At 62.3% G+C, this 24,439-nt stretch carries 23 protein-coding genes and 1 tRNA gene; 17 read left to right on the top strand and 7 right to left on the bottom strand.

Annotation, left to right across the window (positions count from 1 at the left end; genetic code table 11):
• Window positions 1-14: 14 nt before the first annotated feature.
• Window positions 15-1,037, bottom strand: a complete 1,023-nt coding sequence (locus LC343_RS15120) for a methionine synthase (RefSeq protein WP_223477988.1) — start codon at window positions 1,035-1,037, stop codon at window positions 15-17.
• On the bottom strand, window positions 1,037-2,161 hold the full coding sequence (locus LC343_RS15115; protein ID WP_223477987.1) for an S-(hydroxymethyl)glutathione dehydrogenase/class III alcohol dehydrogenase: 1,125 nt from the start codon (window positions 2,159-2,161) through the stop codon (window positions 1,037-1,039). Before LC343_RS15115 ends, LC343_RS15120 begins: the two co-directional genes overlap by 1 nt.
• 237 nt (window positions 2,162-2,398) lie before the next feature.
• On the opposite strand from LC343_RS15115, the gene LC343_RS15110 reads away from it, so the two are divergent.
• The gene (locus LC343_RS15110) at window positions 2,399-3,634 is read left to right on the top strand and encodes a zinc metalloprotease (RefSeq protein WP_223477986.1); all 1,236 of its coding nucleotides are present in this window, start codon (window positions 2,399-2,401) and stop codon (window positions 3,632-3,634) included.
• Here the strand turns inward: LC343_RS15110 and lipB are convergent.
• Together lipB and LC343_RS15100 are read right to left on the bottom strand one after the other, a co-directional pair.
• Window positions 3,628-4,377 (bottom strand): lipoyl(octanoyl) transferase LipB, encoded by a 750-nt coding sequence (lipB, locus tag LC343_RS15105; protein ID WP_223477985.1) that lies wholly within the window; start codon window positions 4,375-4,377, stop codon window positions 3,628-3,630. The genes LC343_RS15110 and lipB overlap by 7 nt on opposite strands.
• Window positions 4,378-4,480: 103 nt before the next feature.
• Window positions 4,481-4,565, bottom strand: a tRNA-Leu gene (locus LC343_RS15100).
• Window positions 4,566-4,740: 175 nt separating this feature from the next.
• Between LC343_RS15100 and LC343_RS15095 the strand changes: the two genes are divergently transcribed.
• Window positions 4,741-5,631: an alpha/beta fold hydrolase gene (locus LC343_RS15095; RefSeq protein WP_223477984.1), complete on the top strand. Its 891-nt coding sequence runs from the start codon at window positions 4,741-4,743 to the stop codon at window positions 5,629-5,631.
• A gap of 39 nt (window positions 5,632-5,670) precedes the next feature.
• Here the strand turns inward: LC343_RS15095 and LC343_RS15090 are convergent, their stop codons facing one another.
• The gene (locus tag LC343_RS15090) at window positions 5,671-6,513 is read right to left on the bottom strand and encodes an META domain-containing protein (protein WP_223477983.1); all 843 of its coding nucleotides are present in this window, start codon (window positions 6,511-6,513) and stop codon (window positions 5,671-5,673) included.
• A gap of 178 nt (window positions 6,514-6,691) precedes the next feature.
• On the opposite strand from LC343_RS15090, the gene LC343_RS15085 reads away from it, so the two are divergent.
• From LC343_RS15085 to LC343_RS15075, 3 genes are all read left to right on the top strand, one after another.
• On the top strand, window positions 6,692-6,886 hold the full coding sequence (locus LC343_RS15085; protein WP_223477982.1) for a hypothetical protein: 195 nt from the start codon (window positions 6,692-6,694) through the stop codon (window positions 6,884-6,886).
• Window positions 6,887-6,986: 100 nt separating this feature from the next.
• Complete coding sequence (gene thrS, locus LC343_RS15080; RefSeq protein ID WP_223477981.1) at window positions 6,987-8,975, top strand: threonine--tRNA ligase; 1,989 nt, start codon at window positions 6,987-6,989, stop codon at window positions 8,973-8,975.
• Window positions 8,976-9,079: 104 nt separating this feature from the next.
• A complete protein-coding gene (locus tag LC343_RS15075; protein WP_223477980.1) occupies window positions 9,080-9,949 on the top strand; it encodes a lysophospholipid acyltransferase family protein in 870 nt (289 codons plus the stop codon).
• Here the strand turns inward: LC343_RS15075 and LC343_RS15070 are convergent.
• Window positions 9,943-10,890, bottom strand: a complete 948-nt coding sequence (locus LC343_RS15070; RefSeq protein WP_223477979.1) for a hypothetical protein — start codon at window positions 10,888-10,890, stop codon at window positions 9,943-9,945. The genes LC343_RS15075 and LC343_RS15070 overlap by 7 nt on opposite strands.
• A 114-nt stretch (window positions 10,891-11,004) precedes the next feature.
• On the opposite strand from LC343_RS15070, the gene LC343_RS15065 reads away from it, so the two are divergent.
• The 3 genes from LC343_RS15065 to LC343_RS15055 all read left to right on the top strand — a co-directional run bounded on the left by LC343_RS15065 (window position 11,005) and on the right by LC343_RS15055 (window position 13,430).
• On the top strand, window positions 11,005-11,589 hold the full coding sequence (locus LC343_RS15065; RefSeq protein ID WP_223478105.1) for a nitroreductase family protein: 585 nt from the start codon (window positions 11,005-11,007) through the stop codon (window positions 11,587-11,589).
• Window positions 11,590-11,594: 5 nt separating this feature from the next.
• Window positions 11,595-12,194, top strand: a complete 600-nt coding sequence (locus tag LC343_RS15060) for a flavin reductase family protein (protein WP_223477978.1) — start codon at window positions 11,595-11,597, stop codon at window positions 12,192-12,194.
• A 96-nt stretch (window positions 12,195-12,290) separates the two neighbouring features.
• Window positions 12,291-13,430 carry a DUF2336 domain-containing protein gene (locus tag LC343_RS15055; RefSeq protein ID WP_223477977.1) on the top strand — a complete coding sequence of 380 codons (1,140 nt, stop codon included), beginning with the start codon at window positions 12,291-12,293 and terminating at the stop codon, window positions 13,428-13,430.
• A gap of 9 nt (window positions 13,431-13,439) precedes the next feature.
• Here LC343_RS15055 and parE read toward each other — a convergent pair whose 3' ends face one another.
• Window positions 13,440-15,485 (bottom strand): DNA topoisomerase IV subunit B, encoded by a 2,046-nt coding sequence (gene parE, locus LC343_RS15050; RefSeq protein WP_223477976.1) that lies wholly within the window; start codon window positions 15,483-15,485, stop codon window positions 13,440-13,442.
• 238 nt (window positions 15,486-15,723) lie between these two features.
• Between parE and cpaB the strand changes: the two genes are divergently transcribed.
• The 9 genes from cpaB to LC343_RS15005 all read left to right on the top strand — a co-directional run bounded on the left by cpaB (window position 15,724) and on the right by LC343_RS15005 (window position 24,426).
• Window positions 15,724-16,665 carry a Flp pilus assembly protein CpaB gene (gene cpaB, locus LC343_RS15045; protein ID WP_223477975.1) on the top strand — a complete coding sequence of 314 codons (942 nt, stop codon included), beginning with the start codon at window positions 15,724-15,726 and terminating at the stop codon, window positions 16,663-16,665.
• Window positions 16,665-18,035, top strand: coding sequence for a type II and III secretion system protein family protein (locus tag LC343_RS15040; RefSeq protein ID WP_223477974.1), 1,371 nt, complete (start codon window positions 16,665-16,667; stop codon window positions 18,033-18,035). Before cpaB ends, LC343_RS15040 begins: the two co-directional genes overlap by 1 nt.
• Window positions 18,036-18,037: 2 nt before the next feature.
• A complete protein-coding gene (locus LC343_RS15035) occupies window positions 18,038-18,286 on the top strand; it encodes a hypothetical protein (RefSeq protein WP_223477973.1) in 249 nt (82 codons plus the stop codon).
• A gap of 45 nt (window positions 18,287-18,331) precedes the next feature.
• Window positions 18,332-19,546, top strand: coding sequence for a CpaE/TadZ family protein (locus LC343_RS15030; protein WP_223477972.1), 1,215 nt, complete (start codon window positions 18,332-18,334; stop codon window positions 19,544-19,546).
• A 61-nt stretch (window positions 19,547-19,607) separates the two neighbouring features.
• Complete coding sequence (locus LC343_RS15025) at window positions 19,608-21,029, top strand: TadA family conjugal transfer-associated ATPase (RefSeq protein WP_223477971.1); 1,422 nt, start codon at window positions 19,608-19,610, stop codon at window positions 21,027-21,029.
• On the top strand, window positions 21,029-21,997 hold the full coding sequence (locus tag LC343_RS15020) for a type II secretion system F family protein (protein ID WP_223477970.1): 969 nt from the start codon (window positions 21,029-21,031) through the stop codon (window positions 21,995-21,997). The genes LC343_RS15025 and LC343_RS15020 overlap by 1 nt, the downstream gene beginning before the upstream one ends.
• Window positions 21,998-22,008: 11 nt before the next feature.
• Window positions 22,009-22,947 carry a type II secretion system F family protein gene (locus LC343_RS15015; RefSeq protein ID WP_223477969.1) on the top strand — a complete coding sequence of 313 codons (939 nt, stop codon included), beginning with the start codon at window positions 22,009-22,011 and terminating at the stop codon, window positions 22,945-22,947.
• 134 nt (window positions 22,948-23,081) lie between these two features.
• The gene (locus LC343_RS15010) at window positions 23,082-23,555 is read left to right on the top strand and encodes a tetratricopeptide repeat protein (RefSeq protein WP_223477968.1); all 474 of its coding nucleotides are present in this window, start codon (window positions 23,082-23,084) and stop codon (window positions 23,553-23,555) included.
• A gap of 82 nt (window positions 23,556-23,637) precedes the next feature.
• Complete coding sequence (locus tag LC343_RS15005) at window positions 23,638-24,426, top strand: ATP12 family chaperone protein (protein ID WP_428982561.1); 789 nt, start codon at window positions 23,638-23,640, stop codon at window positions 24,424-24,426.
• Window positions 24,427-24,439 lie beyond the last annotated feature (13 nt).

The raw sequence follows: 24,439 nt of genomic DNA, 5'->3' as shown, positions 1-24,439 counted from the left end.
CTCCGGTTTCGGCGTTATCTGTGGCGGGCGCGGGCAAGCGCGGCTCCCGCGCCGAGCGCATGGAGTTTCGCCGCCGCGACATCGCGCGACAGCGGCGCCATGCCGCAATTGGTGCAGGGATAGATGCGTTCTGCGTCCGCGTGTTTCAGCGCTTCGTCGATGATGCCGGCCACTGTTTCGGGGGTCTCGATTTCGGTTGACGCCACGTCGATGCAGCCGATGAGGAGATCCTTGTCCGGCAGTAGCCCTATCAGCGAAATCGGCACGCGGGAGTTGGCGCATTCAAGCGAAACCTGACGGATCGCCGAGGCGTTGATCGCCGGGAAAATCGCCTCGTATTGCCTCCATTCGGAGCCCAGCGTTTCCTTCCACGTGATATTCGCGTCGATGCCGTAGCCGTAGCAGATGTGAACGGCCGTCGTGCATTTAAGGCCGCGTGCGGCGCGTTCGAGCGCCTCGATACCCCATTCATTCACGTCGTCCATGAAGACGTTGAAGGCGGGTTCGTCGAACTGGATCGTGTCGACGCCGGCGGCTTCGAGTTCCCGGGCTTCCTCGTTGAGGACGTCGGCGAACGCCATCGCCATGTCGGCGCGTTTGCCGTAGTGGCCGTCGGCAAGCGTATCGCAGATCGTCATCGGGCCGGGAAGGGTCCATTTCAGGCCCTTTTTCGTGTGCTCCCGGCAATAGGCGGCTTCGTCGCGGTGGACCGGCCGGCCTCGCCTCAGCGGGCCGGTCACGGTGGGGACATCCACGACGTAGCGGTTGTTGCGGATACCCATTTTGGTTTTCAGGTCCCAGTCGATGCCTTCGACCGTTTCCAGAAAGCCGTGCACGAAATGGGTTCGGAACTGTTCGCCGTCCGAGACGATCTCGATGCCGGCATCCTCCTGGAGCTTGATCCAGATGAGGGCCGCGTCGCGTTTCGTTTGGTCGAGATCGGGCCCTTCCAGTTTCCATTTCGGCCAGAGTTTCTCCGTCTCCGCCAGCCAGCCAGGTTTCGGCAGGCTGCCGGCGATCGTGGGCCTGAAGAGCATCAGAACTCCACGACCGCGCGGATCGACTTGCCTTCATGCATCAGATCGAAGCCCTTGTTGATCTCGTCCAGCGTGAGCTTGTGCGTGATCATCGGATCGATTTCGATCTTGCCGTCAACATACCAGTCGACGATTTTCGGAACGTCGGTGCGCCCGCGCGCGCCGCCGAACGCCGTGCCTTTCCAGGACCGGCCGGTAACCAGCTGGAACGGGCGGGTAGAGATTTCCTGACCGGCACCCGCGACACCGATGACGATCGATTCGCCCCAGCCGCGGTGCGAGCACTCCAGCGCCTGGCGCATGACCGTCGTGTTGCCGGTGCAGTCGAATGTGTAGTCCGCGCCGCCGATCTGGTCGGCTCCGCGCTTGGTCAGATTGACGATTTCCGCGACAACGTCATCGACTTCCTTCGGATTAACGAAGTGGGTCATTCCGAAGCGCTCGCCCCATTCCTTCTTGGAATTGTTGATATCGACGCCGATGATCATGTCCGCGCCGGCGAGCTTCAGGCCCTGAATCACGTTGAGGCCGATACCGCCGAGGCCGAAGACAGCGGCCGTCGCGCCGATCTCCACCTTCGCCGTGTTGATGACCGCGCCGATGCCGGTCGTCACACCGCAACCGATGTAGCATATCGTGTCGAAGGGCGCGTCGGGATTGACCTTGGCGACAGCGATTTCGGGCAGGACCGTGAAATTGGAGAAGGTCGAGCAGCCCATATAATGGTGGATCGGCTTGCCATCGAGCGAGAAGCGGGACGTGCCGTCGGGCATCAGGCCCTGACCCTGCGTTGCGCGAATGGCCGTGCAGAGATTCGTCTTGCGCGACAGGCAGGAGGGGCATTCGCGGCATTCCGGCGTGTAAAGCGGAATGACGTGATCGCCTTTCTTGACGGTTGAGACACCGGGTCCGACATCGACCACGACGCCGGCGCCTTCGTGCCCCAGAATCGCCGGGAAAAGCCCCTCCGGGTCAGCGCCCGACAGGGTGAATTCATCGGTGTGGCAGATGCCCGTCGCCTTGATCTCCACCAGGACTTCGCCCGCTTTCGGGCCTTCGAGATCGACTTCAACGATTTCAAGTGGTTTTCCCGCCTCGAATGCGACGGCTGCGCGCGTTTTCATGGATGACCCTCACGATTGACGGTTGGACATTTTCAGGATTTGGCAGCGGTTTCAACCCGCCGACCTCGCGTTCCGGGCGCTTTCCCGCGTGCAGGTGAGTATTGTTTTTCAGCGCGGATTTCGTCGCCGCGAAGGTGATTTACACATAGGCAACCCTGTTTGGTAATTTCCCGGACGCGGAAAGGCTTCGCCAAATCGTTGCGGCTAGAGTGATGTCCAATCGCATCGGAACCCTTCATGTCTCCCGTCTTCGCGCTTCTCATCGGCACGTGTTTTCTGCTCTGGCTCGTCTTGTCCGCGCCGGTCGGTAGGCGCACCGTAAGCCGGCAGGTGGTCGCCAGAACGTCCATCACGCGCCTTTGGGCCGCGTTGCATCCTTTCGGCGACGACTTCGGCTGGAACGGCGCGGTGACGCAGGTCATCCGCACGGGTGAGGGGACGGGATGCATGGTCACCTCGCATATGGGCCGCGACGGCAAGCCGATCGAAAGGTGTTTCGAACTTGTCGACGAGGTGCCCGGCGAGCGTTTCACGATGCGCTACACGGACGATACCTCCCTGGCGCAGAGCTTCTGGGAGGATCACGAGATGCGCGTTTCGATCTCGGAGGGCGCGCCGGGACGCGTCGTCGCCGAGATCGCCGAGACAGACCGATATCGCGGAATCGCCTTCCTGGTGTTTCGCCACTTCGCGCTGCGCCGGCTGGCGATAAAGCTGAAGCGCTGGGCGGAGACCGGGGAATTCAAGCCGGGCGGCATCTTCGAACATCCGCTGACGCAGCTGGGGATGGGCGGGCTGTCGGCCATGTTGCTTTGGCCGTTTTTCGGGCTGCATGCGAACGGGCTTTTTCTCGCCGTTACGTTGACGGTGGTCGTCGCGCTGCATGAACTGGGGCACATGGCGGCTTTTCGCATGATGGGCCATACCTCGGCGCGCATGATTTTCCTGCCTTTGCTCGGCGGCATCGCGCTGGGCGGACGGCCTTATGACAGGCATTTCGAAATCGGCTTCTCGGCCCTGATGGGAGCCGGCTTCTCCGCCTTCGGGGTGGCGATTCTCATCTGGTGGCAGATGGCGATGGGACAAAACGCGCCCGACAATTTTGCCGAGATCATCGTCATCGCCGCGCTGTTCAACCTTGGCAACCTGATGCCGGTCTGGAAATTCGATGGCGGTCAGGTGCTGCGGCAGGTGTTTCGCGGCGGCGCAAGCCAGGCGGCTGCGGCCTTCCTGATGCTGGGCATTATGGTGGCGACCGGCGTTGCGGTCGGGTTCTCGGCCCGCATAATGATGGTCTGCGGCGCGATTCTGGCCATTCTCAGCCTGATTACCACGCAGACCGGCGTGAAGCCCAAGACGGCGCTGGTGCCGATGAATTCCCGCGAGAGATTCGCACTCGTGGCGGCGCTAGTCTCGGTCACCGCGATCCATGCGCTAGCGGTTGTCTGGAGCGTGAGGCTGATCTTCTACTGAGTTTCTGGCGCAGCCGCGCCGAATACCTCGCGGAACGCCTCGAGAAGGGCGAGATCGAGGTCATGCATGGTGACCGGCAAACCGAGATCGACAAGGCTGGTGACGCCGTGATCGGTGACGCCGCAGGGCACGATCCCGCCGAAATGGGAGAGATCCGGTTCGTGGTTGATGGCTATGCCGTGAAACGAGACCCACTTGCGCAGCCGGATGCCGATGGCGGCGATCTTGTCCTCGGCGGGCTGGCCGGGCACGGATGACGGTTTTTCGGGGCGCACGACCCAGACGCCGACGCGATCCTCGCGGCGCTCGCCCTTGACGTTGAAGCTGTCGAGCGTGCGGATAATCCATTCCTCTAGCGCGGCAACGAATGCGCGCACGTCTTCACGGCGGCGTTTCAGGTCGAGCATGACATAGGCCACGCGCTGACCCGGGCCGTGATAGGTGTATTCTCCGCCGCGCCCTGTCTGGAAGACGGGAAAACGGTCAGGCGCGATCAGGTCCTTCGGGTCGGCACTGGTGCCGGCCGTGTAAAGGGGAGGATGCTCAACCAGCCAGACGAGCTCATGCGCCGTTCCCTCACGGATCGCCGCCGCACGGGCTTCCATGGTCGCAACAGCATCTTCGTAGTCGATCAGCCCATCGGCGATTCGCCATTCGACGGGAGCAGCGTCATTCGACGGAAAGAAGAGGTTCGACGCGGCAATCGCGTCGCGGTCGCTGACTTGGATACGGAGGTCGGACATGGGCGAGATTTGGGCTTTTCGGCGCGTCGTTGCAAGCTTTTCGAACGACGCGCGGCCAGACCTCGCCAACGAAGCCCGAATACATCTGCTTTTCGAGAAGAAATGGTGCGGTCGAGAAGACTCGAACTTCCACGGGTTGCCCCACAGCGACCTCAACGCTGCGCGTCTACCAATTCCGCCACGACCGCAAGCCAAAGACGAAAACCGGTAAAACCGGCCCGGCGCACTTAGCAAATCGCCTATGGCCGCACAAGCCTGCGCAATCGCTTTTTTAGCGATATCGCGTTCGTTGCACACGGTTCCTCTTTCCGGTATCGCCTGTGCCTGACCATGGAAATATCCGGAACAACCAAACGGAAGGACTTGCCTTCCGCTCCCGAACACCTGAACTGGATCGTCGACGGTCTGAATCTCAGCGCCATGGCGTGGGGACCGACGGACGGGTTTCCCGTGATTGCCTTGCATGGATGGCTGGACAACGCAGCGAGTTTCGCTGTCCTCGCGCCGCTCCTGAGCGGATGTCGTGTCGTTGCGCTCGACCTGACCGGTCATGGACACAGCGATCATCGCTCGGACGACGCGGCCTATCTGATTTGGGACGACATTCCGCAGATCCTGAAAGTCATCGAACGGCAGGGCTGGAAGGATTGCACGATCCTCGGCCATTCGCGCGGCGCGATGATCGGCACGCTTCTCGCTGCCGCGATGCCGGAACACGTGCGGGCGCTTGTCACGCTGGACGGGTTGATGCCCGAGCCGCATGACGACGGGGAGTTCGTTCACCAGTTACGGGACGGTCTCCGGTATGCGGCGCGAATCGCGACACGGGCGCAGCGGCATTTTTCGTCGGTCGAGGATTATGTCGAACGCCGTCAGCGCTATGGCGTCAGCCGCGAGATTGCGGCCTTGCTCGCCACGCGGGCGTTGGAGGAAACCGGAGACGGTTTTCGTCTGCGCAATGATCAACGCCTGCAGAGCCCGTCAGCCGTCAAACTGAATGCGCAACAGATCGAGTCTGTGTTGCGGTCGCTCTCTGTGCCGGTTCTCAATGTGTGGGCAACCGAAGGGCTCGTGAAGCGCGGGTGGGTCGCCGATCTGGTCGATGTGTCGGAAGCGCTGATCGATGATTTGACCCGCGCAACGGTCGAAGGTCATCACCATTTCCACATGGAGCGCGAGCCGGCGGCCGAGATCGCCGGCCATGTGCTCGACTTCATTGCCGGCCTGGAAACAAACCGAAATGGCGCCGGATAGCCCGGCGCCGGAATATCGTGTTCGTGGAGGCGATGGCGATTAGCGCACCATCACGAGGACGAGATCGCCGGCGCTGTTGCGCAAGGTCAGGCGATTGCCGCTCAGGGCGACGCGCACAGCATCTTGCGCGGCCTTCGTGAAGGAGCGCTCGACGGCCGCCGCTGCGCGGTCCCGGCAGAGTATCTTCGTGGACATGAAGCGCCCGCCGTTCCAGGACGCGCCATTCTGCGAGACCGTCGCGTTCATGCGATTGCAGCCGACCATCGCATTCAGGTTGCCGCCCGACTGGATTTCGACGCGCGAGGCCGCGAAGAGATGCGGTGCGAGGTCGGTCAGGTATCCGGTCTGGTGTGCGGCGACCTGTTTCACTTTCCACACGCCGGTGATTGCGTGCGAAACGCCGGGTCGGCGGTTGCCGGATTGGCCGGAAGCGGATGCCGGAATGATTTCGAAGCGTTCCCAGGCTTGCGGCTTCCCGACGGAAACAGCCGCCAGCAGCGAACCACGGCCGACGCCGGCACGCACCAGCTTGCCGTTTAGGGCCGATCGTATCGCGTAGGTGCCGCCAGGCAGGCGCGACAGGTAGAACGTCTCGCTTGTGCGCACGTTCTGGCTTGCGCTCTCGAGGAATGCGCCGTCTCCGGCCCGTACGTAACGGCCACCATTGACCGTGCGGAATGCGATCCGCTGCGAATCCATGTCGAGGATGTCGAAGGCTGCGGCGCGATCGGCGGAGACATTGGCCGCCAGCCGGCCATTGCTCGTGCCGACGAAGAGCCCGGAATGGGCCGATTTGAGATAAACCGTCTCCGCCGAAGACTGAGAGGGGAACGAAACAGCGGCGGCGATCATCGCGGCTGCAAGGACAATCATGCGTTTCATGCGGTATTCCTTTCCAGATGGCGTCTGTCCCCTGGACCGGGATCCGACGATTATGGTGGAGAGGTAGGCCAGATCGATCCGCGCCGGTGTGCATCCGGTCACACGGCGCTACCGGGCGTGAAATCCGCCGCGGTCATCCCCATATCGGGCGCGAAGGCCGGATTTCGTGGAAGGACCGATGCCCGGAAAGGAAACACCCTGGAAGCTCAACAGGCCGTATGACCCGGATGAGCGGGCTGCCGACCTCAGGCGTCGCTTTTCGCGGTATCGGACGCGCACCGGCGCGAGCGGTGCGCCCCGGCGCCTGCGTTTCCTGCCATTGTGGTTGCTGGTCGTGGCCGCTATCGGCGCGTTGATCGTATTCGCGATCTGACGGGTTGCCGGCGGCTTTACTTGCGGTTGGGCTTTGCCTATGACGCGCCCATTGTTCACCACCCGCGTTCGTTGGCGGGACTGGAAAAGGAGACCAGACCATGGCTGCGGCCGTTTCCCTTACATTTCCCGATGGATCCGTGAAAGCGTTCGATGCCGGTACGACCGGCCGTGACGTCGCGGAATCGATCTCAAAATCGCTCGCCAAGAAAGCTGTCGCGATCGCGCTGGACGGCGATTTGCGCGACCTTTCCGATCCGGTCACCGACGGCGCCATCGAGATCGTGACGCGCGACGATCCGCGTGCGCTCGAACTGATCCGTCACGATGCCGCCCATGTGATGGCCGAGGCCGTGCAGGAACTGTGGCCCGGAACGCAGGTCACGATCGGCCCCGTCATCGAGAACGGCTTCTATTACGACTTCAAGCGCGTCCACCCGGATACCCGCGAGGACTGGCCGTTCACGCCGGACGATTTGCCGGTGATCGAGAAGAAGATGCGCGAGATCATTCAGCGCAACGCTCCCTTTACGAAAGAGCTTTGGGATCGCCAGCGCACGAAGGACGTCTTTGCCGACATGGGCGAGGCCTACAAGGTGGATCTCGTCGACGCGATTCCGGAAGACCAGGAAATCCGCATCTACAAGCAGGGCGACTGGTTCGATCTCTGCCGCGGTCCGCACATGGATGCCACCGGCCGTATCGGTACCGCCTTCAAGCTCATGAAGGTTGCGGGCGCCTATTGGCGTGGCGACTCCACGAAGCCGATGCTGACGCGCATCTATGGCACCGCATGGGCCAACCAGAGCGAGCTCGACGCGTACCTGCACATGCTGGAGGAAGCGGAGAAACGCGACCATCGCCGGCTCGGGCGCGAGATGGACCTGTTCCATTTCCAGGAAGAGGGACCGGGCGTCGTGTTCTGGCACGCCAAGGGCTGGCGCATGTTCCAGAATCTGCTCTCCTATATGCGCCGCCAGATCGCGGACGATTATGACGAGGTGAATGCGCCGCAGGTGCTCGACAACGCCTTGTGGCAAACGTCCGGGCACTGGGGCTGGTACCGCGAGAACATGTTCGCGGTGACCTGCGCCGACGAGGAGGCGGAGGACAGCCGCGTCTTTGCGCTCAAGCCGATGAACTGCCCCGGCCACGTGCAACTGTTCAAGCACGGGCTGAAGTCCTACCGCGAACTGCCGATTCGGCTCGCCGAATTCGGCGCCGTGCACCGCTATGAACCGTCGGGTGCGCTGCATGGGTTGATGCGCGTTCGCGGCTTCACGCAGGACGATGCGCATGTGTTCTGCACCGAGGAGCAGCTCGAGGCGGAGATCCTGAAGATCAACGATCTCATGATGTCGGTCTACAAGGATTTCGGTTTCGACGAGGTTCTGGTCAAGCTTGCCACGCGTCCGGAAAAGCGCGTCGGCAGCGATGAGTCCTGGGATCATGCGGAAGGCATCCTCAAGAGCTCGCTGGAACGCATGGCGCGGGAAGACAGCCGGATCAAGACCGGTATCAACGAGGGCGAGGGCACGTTCTACGGGCCGAAGTTCGAGTACACGCTCAAGGATGCGATCGGACGCGAGTGGCAATGCGGCACGACGCAGGTCGATTTCAACCTGCCAGAACGCTTCGGTGCGTTCTACATCGACAAGGATTCCGAGAAGAAGCAGCCGGTGATGATCCACCGCGCCATCGTGGGCTCGCTGGAGCGGTTCCTCGGTATCCTGATCGAAAGCCATGCGGGACATTTCCCGCTGTGGTTCGCGCCGGTTCAGGTTGTCATCGCGACGATCACCCAGGACGCCGATGGCTACGCTCTCGAAGTGGCCAAGCGGCTGAAGGATGCGGGCCTGCATGTCGAAACCGATCTGCGCAACGAGAAGATCAATTACAAGGTGCGCGAACATTCGGTCGCCAAGGTTCCGGTCATCCTCGTTTGCGGCCGCCGCGAGGCGGAGGAGGGGACGGTCAATGTTCGCCGTCTCGGTTCGCGGGACCAGGAATCGAAAACGATCGACGAGATCCTGGTGTCGCTGACGGACGAGGCGACCCCGCCCGATATCCGGCGCAAGCGCGGTATGTGACAGATCGATGAAATCCGGCGGCCATGGCCGCCGGTTTTTCTTGTGCAACTCGACTTCAACCGGGCGAAACGTTAAGATCGGTCGAGGGTGGAGAAGACTCGCGGATGATGATCAGAACCGTCCGTTTTTCGGAATTGTCTTACGCACGTCCGGATGATCCGCCTTTCAAGCGGTGGATGATACGTACGATCGAGAACCTGTCCGGTCGCGACCGTCTCGCAGACCTTTACGACTATTGGCGCCATGAGATTTTCGGGAAGAGCGACAGCGTCTTCACCGAGATGCTGAATTTGATCGAGGTCCGGCTGCAGGCCGACGGGCAATGGCCGCCGGCCGATCTGCCCGACACGCCGCTCGTGATGGTCGCCAATCATCCCTACGGGATCGGCGATGGTATCGCATTCCTTTCCCTGGCTGAAAAACTGGGCAGGCCGTTTCGCGTCATCATCAACAACGACCTGCTGAAAGTGCCGGAAATCCGGCCCTATTCGCTGCCGATTTCCTTTGAAGAGACAAAGGAGGCGGTGGCGCTCAATCTCCAGACGCGCAAGGAAGCGGTACGGCTGCTCAAGGAGGGCGTGACAATCATCATCTTCCCGGCCGGCGGTGTCGCAACGGCGCGCAAGGGGCTTGGCCGAGCCGAGGATCTGCCCTGGAAGATGTTTACCGCGCGGCTGATCCAGTCGGCGCACGCATCGGTGATCCCGGTCTATTTCGACGGTCAGAACGGCCGGCTCTTCCATCTTGTCAGCCAGTTCTCGCTGACGCTGCGCACTTCGCTTCTGATCCGGGAGTTCCAGCGGCTCTATGGCAAGCAGATCAGGGCGTGGATCGGCACGACCATGACGTGGGACCAGCTGTCCCGTATCGAGGATCGGAAACTATTGCTCTATCGCGTCCACGATGCCGTGTTCTCGCTCGATCCGTCGCCTCGGCGACGCCGCGTGCCGACGACCGTGACGAACCGCTACTGATTGATCTGTTCTGCGGTCTCTGTGTCGACCTTGATCACGATATCGCGGCCCGGCTGGATGGTAAGGTCGCGCTGGTAGACGCGGTTCTTGTTCTTCGCGATGACCGTGTAGTCGCCGGCAGCGAGGATCATCGTCGGGAAGGCGCCGACGTTTTCCGCGATGATATCGCCGGAAGCGCCGAGAACGGACCAGGCGGTATCGGCGAGCGGGAAGCCGTTCTTGCCGCGTACGAGGTTGAGCGTGACCTGGGCCGCACGGTGTTCGACCTGCGCCGTCGTGGTCTTGCCGGCCTCGACCTGGATGTCGGCACGGATGGTGGCGTTCACCGCCCCGTAGTTGGAAACGACGTGATAGGTGCCCGCATTCAGCCTGACGGTGCGCCCCGGCCTGACATTGGGCAGGATCAGGCGGCGTTCGCCTTCCTCGGCGTCGCCCGCCTCATAGATGTTGAAGCGCAGTTTCTGGTCGCGCATCGGAATGCCGTCGGGAAGGACCCCTTCGAGTTTCAGGCCTCCGGCGTTGAGCACCATCGTCTCATGCCGTGCCTCGTCGCCGAGCGCGATCCGCGTGGTGGCGCCGGCGCGACCGAAAGCTGCGTGAACCAGATAGCTGCCGGGCGGGAGCTGCAGCCGCGTCGAACCGCCTTTCGCCGATGCCAGAAGCGGTAGCTGGCCGTCGATGTCCGGTTCGGAGCCGAAGATTCGCCATACGAGGCCGGTCTTGATGGCTTCGGACTCTTCGGTCAGCAGGGCATCGAGGAAGAGATCGACGGCGGGGCCTTCGCCTGAAATCCCGGTTTGCAGGGTTGCCGGCGCGTAGTTGATGACGCCCGGCAGATCGAGATCGCCGAGGAACGGCGTATCCTGCGCCTGTGCGCCCGTCGCGAAAACAGCCACGATGGCGAATGTCAGGCTTCTTGTTCGATCAATTACGGAGCGCATCTGTGAACTGTGTGTTTCTTTCCCGGCGATGAACCCCAAGACGCTGGCAATTACAAGTCTTGCACGCCATATCCGATTTCGACAACACTGTAGAATTCGAGCATTTTCATGACCATGAACAATCCCGTAGTCGAATACCTGAAAACACGCAGGTCCGTGCCGCTGACGATGATGTCCGGGCCGGGACCGGACAGGGACGTCTTGCGCTCTCTCCTCGAGATCGCCGCCCGGTCGCCCGATCACGGGCGGCTCGAGCCCTGGCGGTTCATCGTTTACGGCGAGGACGCCGGACGGGAAATCGGAGAGAAGCTTGCGGCGAGGGCCGTCGAACGGAACGGCTCGATGGCGGAAGAGCAGATGCAGCGCGAGCGCAACCGGCTGCTGCGCGCGCCGGTTGCCATCGGTGTCGTCTTCGTCCCGCGCGAACATGAAACCATCCCTGAATGGGAGCAGTTCCTGGCCGCCGGCGCTGTCGCCATGAATCTCGTCCATGCGGTTCATGCGCATGGCTTCCGCGCGAACTGGGTCACCGGATGGTACAGCGACGACGAAAGGGGCCGTGCCATCCTCGGTCTCGCGCCGCATGAGCGCATGGCCGGCGTTGTCCATATCGGTTCCTGCGACCGCGAAGTGCCCGATCGCCCGCGGCCGGATATCGATGCGATGATCTCTGACTATGCGGGCGAGCACGGGGGCTGAGCGGCGTGTTTTACGAACCGGCGAGCGGGCACGGGCTGCCTCACAATCCGTTCAAGGCCATCGTCGCGCCGCGTCCGATCGGCTGGATTTCTACGCGGTCCGCCGAGGGTATCGCCAACCTCGCTCCCTATTCGTTTTTCAACGCCGTTTCCGACACGCCGCCGATCGTCATGTTCTCGTCGAGCGGGCGAAAGGACAGCCTGCACAATGCCGAGGAAACGGGAGAGTTCGTCTGCAATCATGTGAGCGAGGCGCAATTCAAGGCGATGAGCCAGACCTCCTACGCTTACGAATCAGGCGTTTCCGAGTTTGCCGCCTCCGGGCTTGAAGAGGCGGATTGCCGGGTTGTTCGGGCGCCGCGTGTGGCCGGTGCTCCGGCGGCGCTGGAATGTGTCGTCACCGAGATCATTCGGCCGCGTGACCGCGAAGGCCGGCATTGCGACAATTGGGTTGTCTTCGGCGAGGTCGTGGGCGTGCATATCGACGACGCGATGCTGACGGATGAGGGCCGTTTCGACTTCGAGAAGGCAAAGCCGGTCACGCGGCTCGGCTATCTCGACTACGGCATGGCGCCGCCGGTGGTCACGCTCGCGCGCCCGAAATAGGGCCGGGGCTGTTTGTCCTAACAAACATGGTGAACGGAACGTAAACCATTTCCCAATAGCGTGAGTCCCCGAAAGCCGAGTCGGGAGCAACGCGTTATGATCGTTCAGCATTTCCTGAAATGGAGCCAGTCCGCGGATGTCTCCAAGCGTGCAGCGGCCGCGTCCGCGCTCGCCCGGGCCTACCTGCTGTCCGACATGAGCTTCGAGGAACGCTGCGGCGCGGATGCGGCGATGACGCTGCTGCTCGACGATCCTTCGCCGAAAGTCCGCTACGCATTGGCCGAAGCCGTCGCTTGGAGTTGCCATGCTCCGCCGCAGATTGTCGCCGCGCTGGCGGGCGACCAATACGAGATCGCCAGTCTCGTCATCGCGCGGTCGCCGTTGTTGCGCGAGAGCGACCTTGTCACACGGGTGGCCATCGCCGAACCGCGGCTGCAGACCCTGATTGCCGGCCGGCCGGAAGTTCCGAACGCGTTGGCGCATGCTGTCGTCGAACACGGGCACGCCGGCGCCATTTTGGCGCTGCTCGACAATCCGAATGCGGCGGTCGACGATGCCGTACGAGAGCGGATCGTCGAAACGCACCTGGCCGACGCGAATGTGCGCGGCGCATTGCTGAATGACCCGAAACTGTCGCCTGTCCATCGCTACAAGGTGCTTGAAGCGTCGCGTCAGGCGATTGCATCCTCCACTTTCGTGACGCGCATTCTGGGTGAGGCGAGCGCGAAACGCGTCAGCGGCGACGCGGCTGCCAACGCGCTGGTTCTTCTGGCATCGGGCCGGATCGATGATGGCGTGCATGACCTGATCGGAGAACTGCGCGAAACCGGCGCCCTCAATACGCGGCTTCTGATCCGTGCGGTCTGCGCCGGCAAGATCGATTTCGTTGCGCGCGTCCTGTCCGACCTTTCAGGACAGACCTACGCGCGGGTTACGGCCATTCTGGTCGGAGAGCGGGAAACCCAGCTTCGCGCTCTCCTCGATGCGGCGGGTCTGGCGCGCAGCGTGCACGCGCTTTTCTCCACCGCAATCCGGATCTGGCGCGATGTTGCCAACGGACGCCTGTCTATCGGCGCACAGGAGGTCACCCGGATCGTGATGGAGGATTTCGAGGCCGAAAACGACGCCCGGCCGCATCACGACAATGACGACATTCTCGCGCTTTTGCGGACGATCTATCTTGACATGATCCGTCAGAACGCCCGGCGGCACGCGGCGGATCTCGCCGCTGCCTAGGCGAAGACACTAGATATCGAGATCTTTCGCGAAGGCCGCGTTCTCCTGGATGAAACGGAACCGGGTCTCCGCCTTCGTGCCCATCAGGTCCTCGATGGCGGTCTTCGTCGCCTCGACTCGGTCCTCCAGGGTCTCGACGCGCAGCAGCGTGCGTACGGACGGATCCATGGTGGTTTCCTTGAGCTGGTTCGCCGACATTTCGCCGAGGCCCTTGAACCGGCTGATCTCGATCTTGCCGCGCCCGGTGAATTCCGAGGCGATGAGTTCGTCCTTGTGGGCGTCGTCGCGCGCATAAAGCGTCTTGCCGCCTTGGGTCAGCTTGTAAAGCGGTGGAACGGCCAGGAAGAGATGTTCGTTGCGGATCAGTTCCGGCATCTCCTGATAGAAGAAGGTGATCAGCAGCGATGCGATATGAGCGCCGTCGACATCGGCGTCGGTCATGATGATGACGCGCTCGTAACGCAGGTCGTTCTCGCGGTATTTCGACCGCGTGCCGCTGCCCAGCGCCTGGACGAGATCGGAAATCTGCTGGTTGGCGACCAGCTTGTCGCGACCGGCGCTGGCGACGTTGAGGATCTTGCCGCGCAGCGGAAGGATCGCCTGGGTCTTGCGGTCGCGCGCCTGTTTGGCTGATCCGCCGGCGGAATCACCCTCCACGATGAACAGTTCCGCGCCTGCGGCTGAGTTCTGGCTGCAATCGGCGAGCTTGCCGGGCAGGCGCAGCTTGCGCACCGCCGTCTTGCGGTTGACTTCCCGTTCCTGGCGACGCTTCAGCCGTTCGTCCGCGCGATCGACCACCCATTCGAGGAGTGCGTTCGCTTCCTGTGGCGAGGCGGCGAGCCAGTGGTCGAATGCATCGCGCAAAGCCTGCTCTACGATACGCTGCGCTTCGGTGGTCGCGAGCTTGTCCTTGGTCTGGCCGACGAATTCCGGTTCGCGCACGAAGACCGACAGCATGGCCGCGGCCGAGATCATGACATCGTCGGTGGTGATGACGGAGCCGCGCTTGTTGCCGACGAGTTCCGCATAAGCCTTCAGGCCGCGCGTTAATACGATACGCAGGCCGGCCTCGTGCGTGCCGCCCTCCGGTGTCGGGATCGTGTTGCAGTAGGAGTGCACGAATCCGTCGCCGCCATGCCAGGTGATGGCCCACTCGACCGACCCGTGGCCACCGGGCCGCTCGCTCTTGCCGGAAAAGATGTTGGCAGTGACCTTCTGTTCGCTGCCGAGGCTCGCTTCCAGATAGTCCTTCAGTCCGCCGGGGAAGTGGAACACGGCCTTGGGCGGTGTCTGGTCCTTCTCGCCGAGCAATTCAGGCGCGCATTGCCAGCGGATTTCGACACCGCCGAACAGATAGGCTTTGGAACGCGCCATCTTGTAGAGGCGCGCAGGCTCGAACTTCGCGGACTTGCCGAAAATCTCGGGGTCCGGGTGGAAGCGCGTCCTGGTACCGCGCCGGTTCTGCACTTCGCCAAGATCCTCCAGCCCGGTGACAGGTTGGCCGCGAGAAAAGCGCTGGCGGTAGAGCTTGCGATTGCGGGCGACCTCGACCTCGAGATCGTCGGAAAGCGCGTTCACGACCGAGACGCCGACGCCGTGCAGGCCGCCCGACGTTTCGTAGACCTTTGAATCGAATTTACCGCCGGCATGCAGCGTGGTCATGATGACTTCGAGCGCCGACTTGTCCTTGTGCTTGGGATGCGGATCGACGGGAATGCCGCGACCGTTGTCAGTGACGGTAATGTAGCCCTCGGTGTCGAGCGCGACCTCGATGAAGGTGGCGTGGCCGGCTACGGCCTCGTCCATCGAGTTGTCGATCACTTCCGCGAAGAGATGGTGAAGCGCCTTGTCGTCGGTACCGCCGATATACATGCCGGGCCGGCGGCGCACAGGTTCGAGGCCTTCGAGGATCTCGATGGCCGATGCGTCGTAATCGCCCGACGTGTCGGGGGCCTGCTTGGCGCGCTTCGCGGCGCGTTCCGGCGGCGCCGATCGCGAGCGGTTCGGTTCGGGTGCGTCCTGAACAGTGGAGAAGAGATCGCTGTTGTCGTCCATGGCCATCCGTCAATCGTTTCGGTCGGAAAACCGAATCACTTCCAATAATGCATCCGCTTTCACCAAACGCGAACAGGCACGCCATGCCATGCCCTGTATTTACGGCGATTTAACCACATCGGGGAAAGCCGACAGTTTGAAAAGCCATGTTACGTGAATGTTCACGCTTGAGCGTCATCGTCAGCCAACAAAACCGGGGAAAACGGGCATCCGCATGGCGGATCGAGGCTGGGCAAAGGTGAACAAGAAATTCCTGATAATGGGCGGTATCGCCATTGTCTTCGGCGGACTGTCGATCGTCGCTGCGGACTTCTGGCTGAAGAACAACGTCCAGACGGTCGTCGAGACTGTCGAGGTGCCTGCCGGCGGCGCGCCTTTGGCAGAGTTTTCGACCATTGTCGTCGCGGCGGAACCGATGCGTTACGGGGCGCTGATCGATGCCGGCATGCTCAAGGAACTGCCTTGGCCGAAAGATGATCTGCCCACGGGCGCCTTCCGGACAACCGAGGAATTGCTGGAGGGCGGCGAACGGGTTGCACTGGCGGCAATCGACGCGAACGAACCGGTGCTTGTCTCCAAGGTTACCGATCCCGACGAACAGGCGACGCTTTCGCGCCGGATCGAGGACGGCATGCGCGCGGTCACGATCCGCGTCGACGACATCACCGGTGTGGCGGGCTTCGTGGTTCCCGGCGACCGGGTCGATGTCGCGCTGACTCGGACTTTCACGATCGGAAAGAAGGGCGGCGAGGGCAAGGAAGACATCGCGCCCATCGAAACATCGCCCGCCGGCGACCGGACGTTCACCGGCGAACCGGACAGCTTCGTCGCCACCACCGTTGTGCTGGCGAATGTGAAGGTGCTTTCGATCGACCAGATCGCTGACGAACGCCAGTCCGATCCCGTGATCGTGCGCGCGGTGACCCTTGAGGTCAATGCGCCGGGCGCGAAGGCGCTCGCCACCGCGCAGTCGGCAGGCAGCCTGTCGCTGCAATTGCGCCGTGCCGGCGATGTCGCGACAGGCGAATTCAACATGCCGCCGCACGGCATCGACCAAGAAATGACATCGGCCTTCGAACCGAGCGAGGTTATCCCGGCAGCCTCCGCGCTGGCGAAGGTCACCGTACGCCGCAGGACCGAGGTCGAGACCTACGATGTCCGCGACGAAGGAGCGAACTGATGACCAATCGCGGCCGCAATTTCATACTTGCCTGCGCCCTTGCCGTGCCGACCCTCGGCGGGCTCCCGTATCACGCTGCGCAGGCGCAGCCGAACGTGCTCAACATCTCGACGTCGCGCACGCATCTGATCACGGTCGAGAAGGGCAAGCCGAAGACGCTTCGGACGCAGAGCTCTTTCTATGAAATAGTCGTCGGCGATCCGGAGATCGCCAATGTGCAGCCGCTGACCAACCGGTCCTTCTACGTTCTCGGCATAACGGCGGGGACGACCGGCATCGCGCTGTTCGACGAGAACAAGCGGCTGATCGGCTCCGTCGATGTCGAGGTTTCGGTCGACACGACGCGCCTGAAAACGGCGATCCGCGAGAATGTTCCGGATGCCGACATCAAGGTCACGACGACGAATGGACAGGTCGTGCTTTCCGGATCGGCGCCGGATCAGGTTTCGGCCGACCGCGCCAAGAAGATCGCCTCGAAATTCGCGGGCGAGGACGAGGACATCATCAACTCGGTCGATGTGACCTCCTCGCAGCAGGTCCAGCTCAATGTCCGCTTCGTGGAGGTGAACAGGAATGCCGGGCAGGAACTGGGCGTCAAGATCAATGACCTGAGCTACATCAGCAACCGTAACAGTCCGGATTCCGGCTCGGCCGGCTATTCATCTGTCGGCAATTTTGTCGGTCGCCTCGTTTCGGGCGGCCTGAATGTCGATGTAGCAATCAAGGCGATGGAAGACCGTGGCGTGGCCCGGCGGCTTGCCGAGCCGAACCTGATTGCGCGGTCTGGTGAAACCGCGAGTTTTCTTGCCGGTGGAGAATTTCCCATTTCGGTTGTCGGCAAGGATGGCGACGTTTCAGTCCAGTACAAGAAATTCGGCGTTGGTCTCGAATTCACGCCGAAGGTCCTGAAGGACGGTCTGATCTCGCTGGAGATTGAGCCGGAAGTATCCAGCTTGGACCGGACGCTTTCCAATGGCTTTCCGGTCCTGTCCGTCCGTCGTGCAAAGACATCGGTCGACCTCAAAAGCGGCCAGAGCTTCATGATGGCAGGGCTTTATCAGGCCAATAACGACAAATCGAATGCGACTGTTCCAGGGGCGCGAAAATTACCCGTCATTGGCGCTCTCTTCGCCAGCAGGGAATTCCAGCGCCGGGAAACGGACCTCGTGATGATCGTTACGCCGCATCTGGTTCGGCCGATCCAGCCGGGAACACCGACTGCGACCCCTCTGGACGCCTCGCGGCCGGCGACCACAGAGGAAGCCGTCGTCCTCGGCGTCGATGAAATGCGGACATCCGCGATGGGCGCGGGGGCAGGGATGCCCCGGCGGACCTCCGGCCATATCCTGACGCTCGACATAGGGGGCTGAGAATGCGCTTTACCACAACCCTTCTGGCTCTCGGAGCGGGTCTGGCCTCGCTCACGGGATGCATGCTTTCCGACGATCCGTCGCTGGAGGGCATCGCGCTCGACGGCGGAAATGCCGTTGCCCACAACTCCGCGCTGCAGATCATCGATCCATGGCCGCCCGGCGTGCAGGACAATGACCTCGTCGTGCCGGCGGATCGCGATGGCGACGAGGCGGATAATGGCGTCGCCGTCGCCGCACCAACGATCTAGGCCTCACTTCAACAAATCCGTTCAACCGACTGTATCGATGTGAAAATGTCCGACGAAAAGGAACAGAACAACAAGATCGTGCTGGTGTCGACCGACAAGGAATTCCTTGCCACGACACGCACGGCGTTTTCGGTGTCCGACGCGATCAAGCTGATCACCATCGAAAAGGCGGTGACGGAACTGCATGGCGATATCCAGGAGGCCGAGGCGGGCGCGGTGATCATCGATCTCGACGACGCAGACCTCGAACGGCTCGAAGCCTTGCAGCGCGTTACGCGGCGTCTGACCGAGCGTGTGCCCGTGATCGTCGTGACCAAGGGCTGCGACGCGGCGATGGTGCGCATCATCGTACAGCTTCACGTCGCCGATTTCCTGGTCAAGCCGGTGACGACGGCCGATCTGGTGCGCTCGTGTATCCGCGCGCTGAAGGGTGTGGAGAAGAACGATACCGGTGAGGCCTATATCAGCGCCTTCATGCCGGCGGCCGGCGGCGTGGGCAACACGACGCTGGCGCTGCAATCGGCCTTTCTCTTGCATCGCTCCGCGACGCGTGCGGCCTCGACCTGCGTGGTCGATCTGAACTTCCAGAACGGATCCTGCGCCGAATATCTCGATCTTGAACCGCGCTTCGACATTACCGAGGTGGAACATCAGGTCGAACGCCTGGACCGGCAATTGCTCGATGCGCTGCTGTCGAAGCACTCGTCGGGGCTGGCGGTACTGGCTGCGCCGAACATGCCGACGGAAATGCGGTCCTTCGACACGGATGTCGTCGTCCGCGTTCTCGATCTCGTCTCGGCCTATTTCGACAATGTCGTCATCGACCTTCCGCGAACGTGGTTCCCATGGACCGAAACGGTTCTGCGTGGGTCGAACCACGTCTATCTGACGGCGGAACTGACGGTTCCGTGTCTGCGTCATGCGCAGCGACTGATCAACGCGATCGAAACCGATGTCGGCAAGGAGGTGAAACCGCGTGTGATCATCAACCGCTATTCGCCCAAGGGTCAGGATGGCGGGATCAAGTCCAGCGATGTCGAGGACCTGCTTGGCGAGCGCTTCGCCGGTGGCATCTCCAATAATTACAAGCTGGTGCGCGAAGCGGTCGACCGGGGCGTGCCGCTGCACGAGATCGATCCGAACGCCAATGTGATCCGCGATCTGAAGCGCATCATTCTGCCCGAGGAAATGCAGCTGGAAGTCGGGCGGAAACGCGGCCTGTTCGGCCTTGGGAAGGGCCTGATCCAGAAAGCAGGCTGAAACGGGCACGCAGAACGAGAACCGGCGAAGAACCGGACATGACAGGGAAATCGGTGCGACAATGACGAACAGCAGGTTCACGCAACTTTCGGCACGCGACGCGACCGCCAAGGCGTCGCCGATTCCCGCTCATGAAGAAAAGCCGATCGTCATTCCCAACAAGCGCTCGTCCAAGCCAATGCAGGCAAGGGCGGCGCCGAAGTCGCAGGAACGCACGCTCGACGCCCGCGTGAAGCTGCATCGCAAGCTGATCGAGGAAATCAACCTCGTCGCACTGGAGGCCCTTCCGCCGGACCGGATGCGCCAGGAGGTGCAGAGCTTCGTATCGGACTATGTCCGCACCGAACGCCTTGCGCTCAACGTGGCGGAGGTGGAGGCCCTGATCGACGATCTCGTTGACGAGATGGTCGGTCTCGGTCCGCTGGAGCCGCTTCTCAAGGATCCGACCGTCAGCGACATCCTGATCAACGGACACGAGAACTGCTTCGTTGAACGGGCGGGAAAGCTGGTCCAGGAGACAATCCCGTTCAAGGACGAGGCGCATCTGCTTCGCGTGATCAACAAGATCGTCGCCGCAGTCGGCCGGCGCATCGACGAATCCCAGCCGATGTGCGACGCACGCATGCTCGACGGGTCGCGTTTCAACGCGGCGATCCGGCCGATCGGAGTGGACGGCCCGCTCGTCTCGATCCGAAAATTCTCCAAGAACAAGCTCGGTCTGCACAAACTCGTCGAGTTCGGCGCATTGACGCAGCCGATGGCGGAAGTCCTGGCGGCTGCGGTGTTCGCGCGGGTGACGACAATCATTTCGGGCGGCACGGGCACTGGCAAGACCACAATGCTGAATGCGCTGTCGGCGTTCATTTCCGAAGACGAGCGCCTGATTACCATCGAGGACGCGGCGGAGCTGCAATTGCAGCAGCCGCATGTCGCGCGCATGGAGACGCGGCCTGCCAACTCCGAAGGCGTCGGCGAGGTCCGCCAGCGCGACCTCGTCAAGAACGCACTGCGCATGCGTCCCGACCGCGTGATCCTCGGCGAGTGTCGCGGCGAGGAAGCCTTCGACATGCTGCAGGCGATGAACACCGGCCACGAAGGGTCGATGGCGACCATCCACGCCAACACGCCGCGCGACGCGATTTCGCGCCTGGAACAGATGCTCGGCATGACCGGCATGCCGATGACGGTCGCTTCGATCCGCAGTCAGATATCCAGCGCCATCGGGCTGATCGTCCAGCTGACGCGCCTTTCGGACGGCAAGCGCAAGGTGACCAGCGTCGCCGAGGTGACCGGCATGGAGGGGGATGTCATCCAGATGCAGGAGATCTTCACGTTCCGGCGCACCGGAATGACGGCCGAGGGCGATATCATCGGCCATTTCGAGGCGACTGGCATCCGTCCGCGCTTCCTTGAGGAACTGCACGCCATGGGCGTCGAGTTTCCGGGCGACTATTTCGATCCGTCGAACAAGCAGGCCGGCTGATGCAACTCGACGACGTCACGATCTACATCGTCTACGCCTTTGCGGGCGGCGCGGGCATCATGCTCGCGGAGGCGGCCTATATGCTGCTTTCCAGCGGCGCCGAGTCCCGCAAGGCGGTCAACCGGCGCATGCGGTTGCAGCAGCATAACGTCAACCAGAAGGAAGTGCTCGTCCAGCTGCGCAAGGAGCGCGGGCTCGACGGGGAGAATAGCCGATTTTCACCGATGGCGGCCCTACGCGACCTGCGCATCCAGTCCGGCATGGTGATGCCGCTGGCGACGTTTCTGATGGTCACCACGGCGATCGCGGTTTCGATCGGCATCGGGCTGGGATTTTATGTCAATCGGCTGCAATTCGGAATTCTGCTCGCCATTGCGCTGACCCCGGTCTTGCCGTTCATGTCCTTGAAATGGCTGCGCAAGAAGCGCCACAAGCGCTTCGGCATGCAGCTTCCCGAGGCGCTTGACCTGATCACACGCGGTCTGAAGGCCGGTCATCCAGTGCCCGTGGCGGTCTCGATGGTCTCGCGCGAAATGTCCGACCCGATCGGTACGGAATTCGGCATCGTTTCCGACGAGATCACCTACGGGTCGGACATGGTGTCCGCGCTGCGCAATCTCTACGAACGCGTCGGCCACGAGGATTTGCCGCTCTTCGTGACGGCGGTGTCGATCCAGTCCACGACCGGCGGCAATTTGCGGGAAATCCTCGAAGGCTTGTCGGGCGTCATTCGCGAGCGCGGCAAATTGCGGCGCAAGGTCAAGGCGATTTCGGTGGAGGGTCGCATGTCGGCCTATATCCTGACGGCCGTGCCGGTGCTGCTGGTGGCGGCTGTCATGGTCCTGATGCCGACCTATTACGGCGATGTCGTTGCGGAAAGCCTGACCTGGTATCTCGTCGGCGGAGCCTTCTTTTGGCTGGTGCTCGGTAATGCCATCATGTTCAAGATGGCATCGTTCAGGTTTTGAGGGGAAACGTCATGGACCTGTCCTCTCTGTTGCTTCCCGCGGGCGTCTTCATCATCGTGCTCGGCATTGGCGGGGTGATTTACTCGCTTTCGCAGGACAAGCGGCGTCAGACGCATTTGCGAAGCCGTCTCCACCTGAGTTTCGAGGAACCGGGGACCGGGGCTTCCGTCGTCGAGGACGATAAAAAGCGCCGGGACGCGGAATTGGCTGACAAGGCCGCGCGCCGTGCCGCGGAGTTCTATGCATCCGCCGATCCTGAAAACGTCGTGCGCCTTCGCCAGACCCTTATGCGCGCGGGCTATCTCGGGCCTGATGCCGTCGGAAAATTCTTCCTTGTGCGTTTCGTGGCGATGGGCGCGGGGTTTCTTCTCGCGATCGCCGTGATCCTGCTGATGCATATCGCTCCGCTTTCGCAACGCGGGATCATCTGTCTCGCCGGTTTCGCGGTCGCGGGTTATTTCGCACCGGCTTTCGTCCTGAAGCAGAAGGTCAACCAGCGGGTTCTGGAATACCGCAACGGATTTCCCGATTTCATGGATCTGATGATCGTCTGTGCCGATGCGGGCATGAGCCTGGAGGCATCGATCGAACGCGTGTCCAAGGAAATCCGCGTGACCTATCCGATGCTGAGCCAGAACCTCGTTCTGGTTTCGCTGGAACTGCGTGCCGGGCGCAGTATCAACGAAGCCCTGAAGGCGCTGGCCGACCGGCTGGGGGTTGATGAAGTGCGCGCTTTCGCGACGCTGCTCCAGCAGTCGAAGGAACTGGGCACGAGCCTTTCGGGCGCGCTCAGGGTCTTCAGTGACGAAATGCGCCACAAGCGCATGTCGGTGGCCGAGGAAAAGGCGCATGCATTGCCGGCCAAGATGTCCATTCCGGTGACGCTCTGCATTCTTCCCGTCGTGGTGATGATCGCCATTATCCCGATCATCGTACGGTTCAACATGTAGCGGTCGGCTTCGGGCTTTCTTAACCGAGGCCGTTTGCCAAACATTAGCCCCGTTTGCCGACCACATCTTTACAGTTATCGGCTAGCCTGACCTCAACAGACCCGGAAAACCGGGCGTTACTTGGGGACAGCGTCATGAAAGACCGGATCTTTCGTTTCATCGCAATCGGCCTTGTGGCCGGCGGGCTCGCCGGCTGCCAGAGCGCGTCCACGATCGATACGGCCCTGACATCGGCTTTCCAGACGAACGGGCAGGGCAGTCTCGCCGAACGCAAGATCTTGGCCGGGCAGAAACAGTTCGCCGCCGGGAATTACGGTCTGGCGGAAAAGAACTTCCGTCTGGCGGTCGAGGCGACACCGGCGAACGGCACGGCGTGGCTGGGGCTTGCGGCGGCCTACGATCAGCTTGGACGCTTCGATCTTGCGGACCGCGCCTATACACAGCTCCTGAAGCTGGAAGGGCCGAAGGCGTCCGTCCTGAACAATCAGGGTTTTTCCTACATTCTTCGCGGCGACATGAAGAAGGCGCGCAAGGTGCTGGCCGACGCGCGCGCATTGGCGCCCGACAACGCCATCATCGAAGGCAACTGGAAGCTCGCTGCCGGCTGAGCGCGAAGCACCCGCCGCCTTGCATTGGCCCGAATGACATGGTCTATCCGGCGCGACTGAAACGAGCCGGACGAGCCATCCCGTGCGTGACATCCTTTCATTTTCCGACCCCGCCGAGGGCGAAAAGCGCGATCCCATGGAAAGCGCGCAGGCAAACATGCGCCGCCAGTTGCCGAAACGCTTCTACAAGAGCGTGGAAACGGGTGAGCGCGACGGTCTGCATCACATCCTGCTCGACGGCCGGGCCGTCAAAACGCCTGGCCAGACGCCGCTTGCACTATCGACGGCCGCGGCCGCTTCGCTGATTGCCGGCGAATTCGACGCACAGGGCGAAGAGATCAATCCCGCGGCCATGCCGTGCTACCGGCTCGCCAATACCGCGCTGGACGGCGTGGCGGCCGACATGCAGGCCGTTCTCGAAGACATCTTGCGCTATTGCGGCACCGATCTTCTTTTCTATCGCGCCGACGGACCTCCGGGCCTGACCGACCGGCAGCGAGAAGCCTGGGACCCGGTGGTCGACTGGGCCGAGCGGGTGGCCGGCGCGCGCTTCACGCTCGCCGAGGGCGTCATGCACGTCGCGCAACCGCGCGAGGCGATTGCCGGCCTCGGTATTCACCTGAAAACCGTCACCGACCCGGTGATCCTCGCGGGGTTGCATTCGATGACCTCGCTGACCGGTTCGGGATTGCTGGCGCTGGCCGTCTGGAAAGGCGAGATCGACGCGGGGCAGGCATGGGAGGCGGCGCATGTCGACGAGGACTGGAACATCGCGCAATGGGGCGAGGACGCCGAAGCCAAGGCACGACGCACCGCGCGCCGCGCCGAGATGGACGCCGCCGACAGGCTGATAGAGGCGCTGGAAGACTAGTCGAACCCACTGA

The sequence above is a fragment of the Oricola indica genome (genome assembly GCF_019966595.1).
Lineage (GTDB): Bacteria > Pseudomonadota > Alphaproteobacteria > Rhizobiales > Rhizobiaceae > Oricola > Oricola indica.
This window is presented reverse-complemented; position numbering and strand designations above follow the sequence as displayed.

Excerpts from the sequence above, each read along its gene's own strand:
- thrS (WP_223477981.1), top strand. The coding sequence starts at position 6,987 with ATGGCTGCGGCCGTTTCCCTTACATTTCCCGATGGATCCGTGAAAGCG.
- LC343_RS15075 (WP_223477980.1), top strand. The coding sequence starts at position 9,080 with ATGATGATCAGAACCGTCCGTTTTTCGGAATTGTCTTACGCACGTCCG.
- LC343_RS15110 (WP_223477986.1), top strand. The coding sequence starts at position 2,399 with ATGTCTCCCGTCTTCGCGCTTCTCATCGGCACGTGTTTTCTGCTCTGG.
- LC343_RS15025 (WP_223477971.1), top strand. The coding sequence starts at position 19,608 with ATGACGAACAGCAGGTTCACGCAACTTTCGGCACGCGACGCGACCGCC.
- LC343_RS15030 (WP_223477972.1), top strand. The coding sequence starts at position 18,332 with ATGTCCGACGAAAAGGAACAGAACAACAAGATCGTGCTGGTGTCGACC.
- LC343_RS15035 (WP_223477973.1), top strand. The coding sequence starts at position 18,038 with ATGCGCTTTACCACAACCCTTCTGGCTCTCGGAGCGGGTCTGGCCTCG.
- LC343_RS15085 (WP_223477982.1), top strand. The coding sequence starts at position 6,692 with ATGCCCGGAAAGGAAACACCCTGGAAGCTCAACAGGCCGTATGACCCG.
- LC343_RS15010 (WP_223477968.1), top strand. The coding sequence starts at position 23,082 with ATGAAAGACCGGATCTTTCGTTTCATCGCAATCGGCCTTGTGGCCGGC.
- LC343_RS15065 (WP_223478105.1), top strand. The coding sequence starts at position 11,005 with ATGAACAATCCCGTAGTCGAATACCTGAAAACACGCAGGTCCGTGCCG.
- LC343_RS15055 (WP_223477977.1), top strand. The coding sequence starts at position 12,291 with ATGATCGTTCAGCATTTCCTGAAATGGAGCCAGTCCGCGGATGTCTCC.
- LC343_RS15070 (WP_223477979.1), bottom strand. The coding sequence starts at position 10,890 with ATGCGCTCCGTAATTGATCGAACAAGAAGCCTGACATTCGCCATCGTG.
- lipB (WP_223477985.1), bottom strand. The coding sequence starts at position 4,377 with ATGTCCGACCTCCGTATCCAAGTCAGCGACCGCGACGCGATTGCCGCG.
- parE (WP_223477976.1), bottom strand. The coding sequence starts at position 15,485 with ATGGACGACAACAGCGATCTCTTCTCCACTGTTCAGGACGCACCCGAA.
- LC343_RS15040 (WP_223477974.1), top strand. The coding sequence starts at position 16,665 with ATGACCAATCGCGGCCGCAATTTCATACTTGCCTGCGCCCTTGCCGTG.
- LC343_RS15015 (WP_223477969.1), top strand. The coding sequence starts at position 22,009 with ATGGACCTGTCCTCTCTGTTGCTTCCCGCGGGCGTCTTCATCATCGTG.
- LC343_RS15115 (WP_223477987.1), bottom strand. The coding sequence starts at position 2,161 with ATGAAAACGCGCGCAGCCGTCGCATTCGAGGCGGGAAAACCACTTGAA.
- LC343_RS15120 (WP_223477988.1), bottom strand. The coding sequence starts at position 1,037 with ATGCTCTTCAGGCCCACGATCGCCGGCAGCCTGCCGAAACCTGGCTGG.
- LC343_RS15090 (WP_223477983.1), bottom strand. The coding sequence starts at position 6,513 with ATGAAACGCATGATTGTCCTTGCAGCCGCGATGATCGCCGCCGCTGTT.
- LC343_RS15020 (WP_223477970.1), top strand. The coding sequence starts at position 21,029 with ATGCAACTCGACGACGTCACGATCTACATCGTCTACGCCTTTGCGGGC.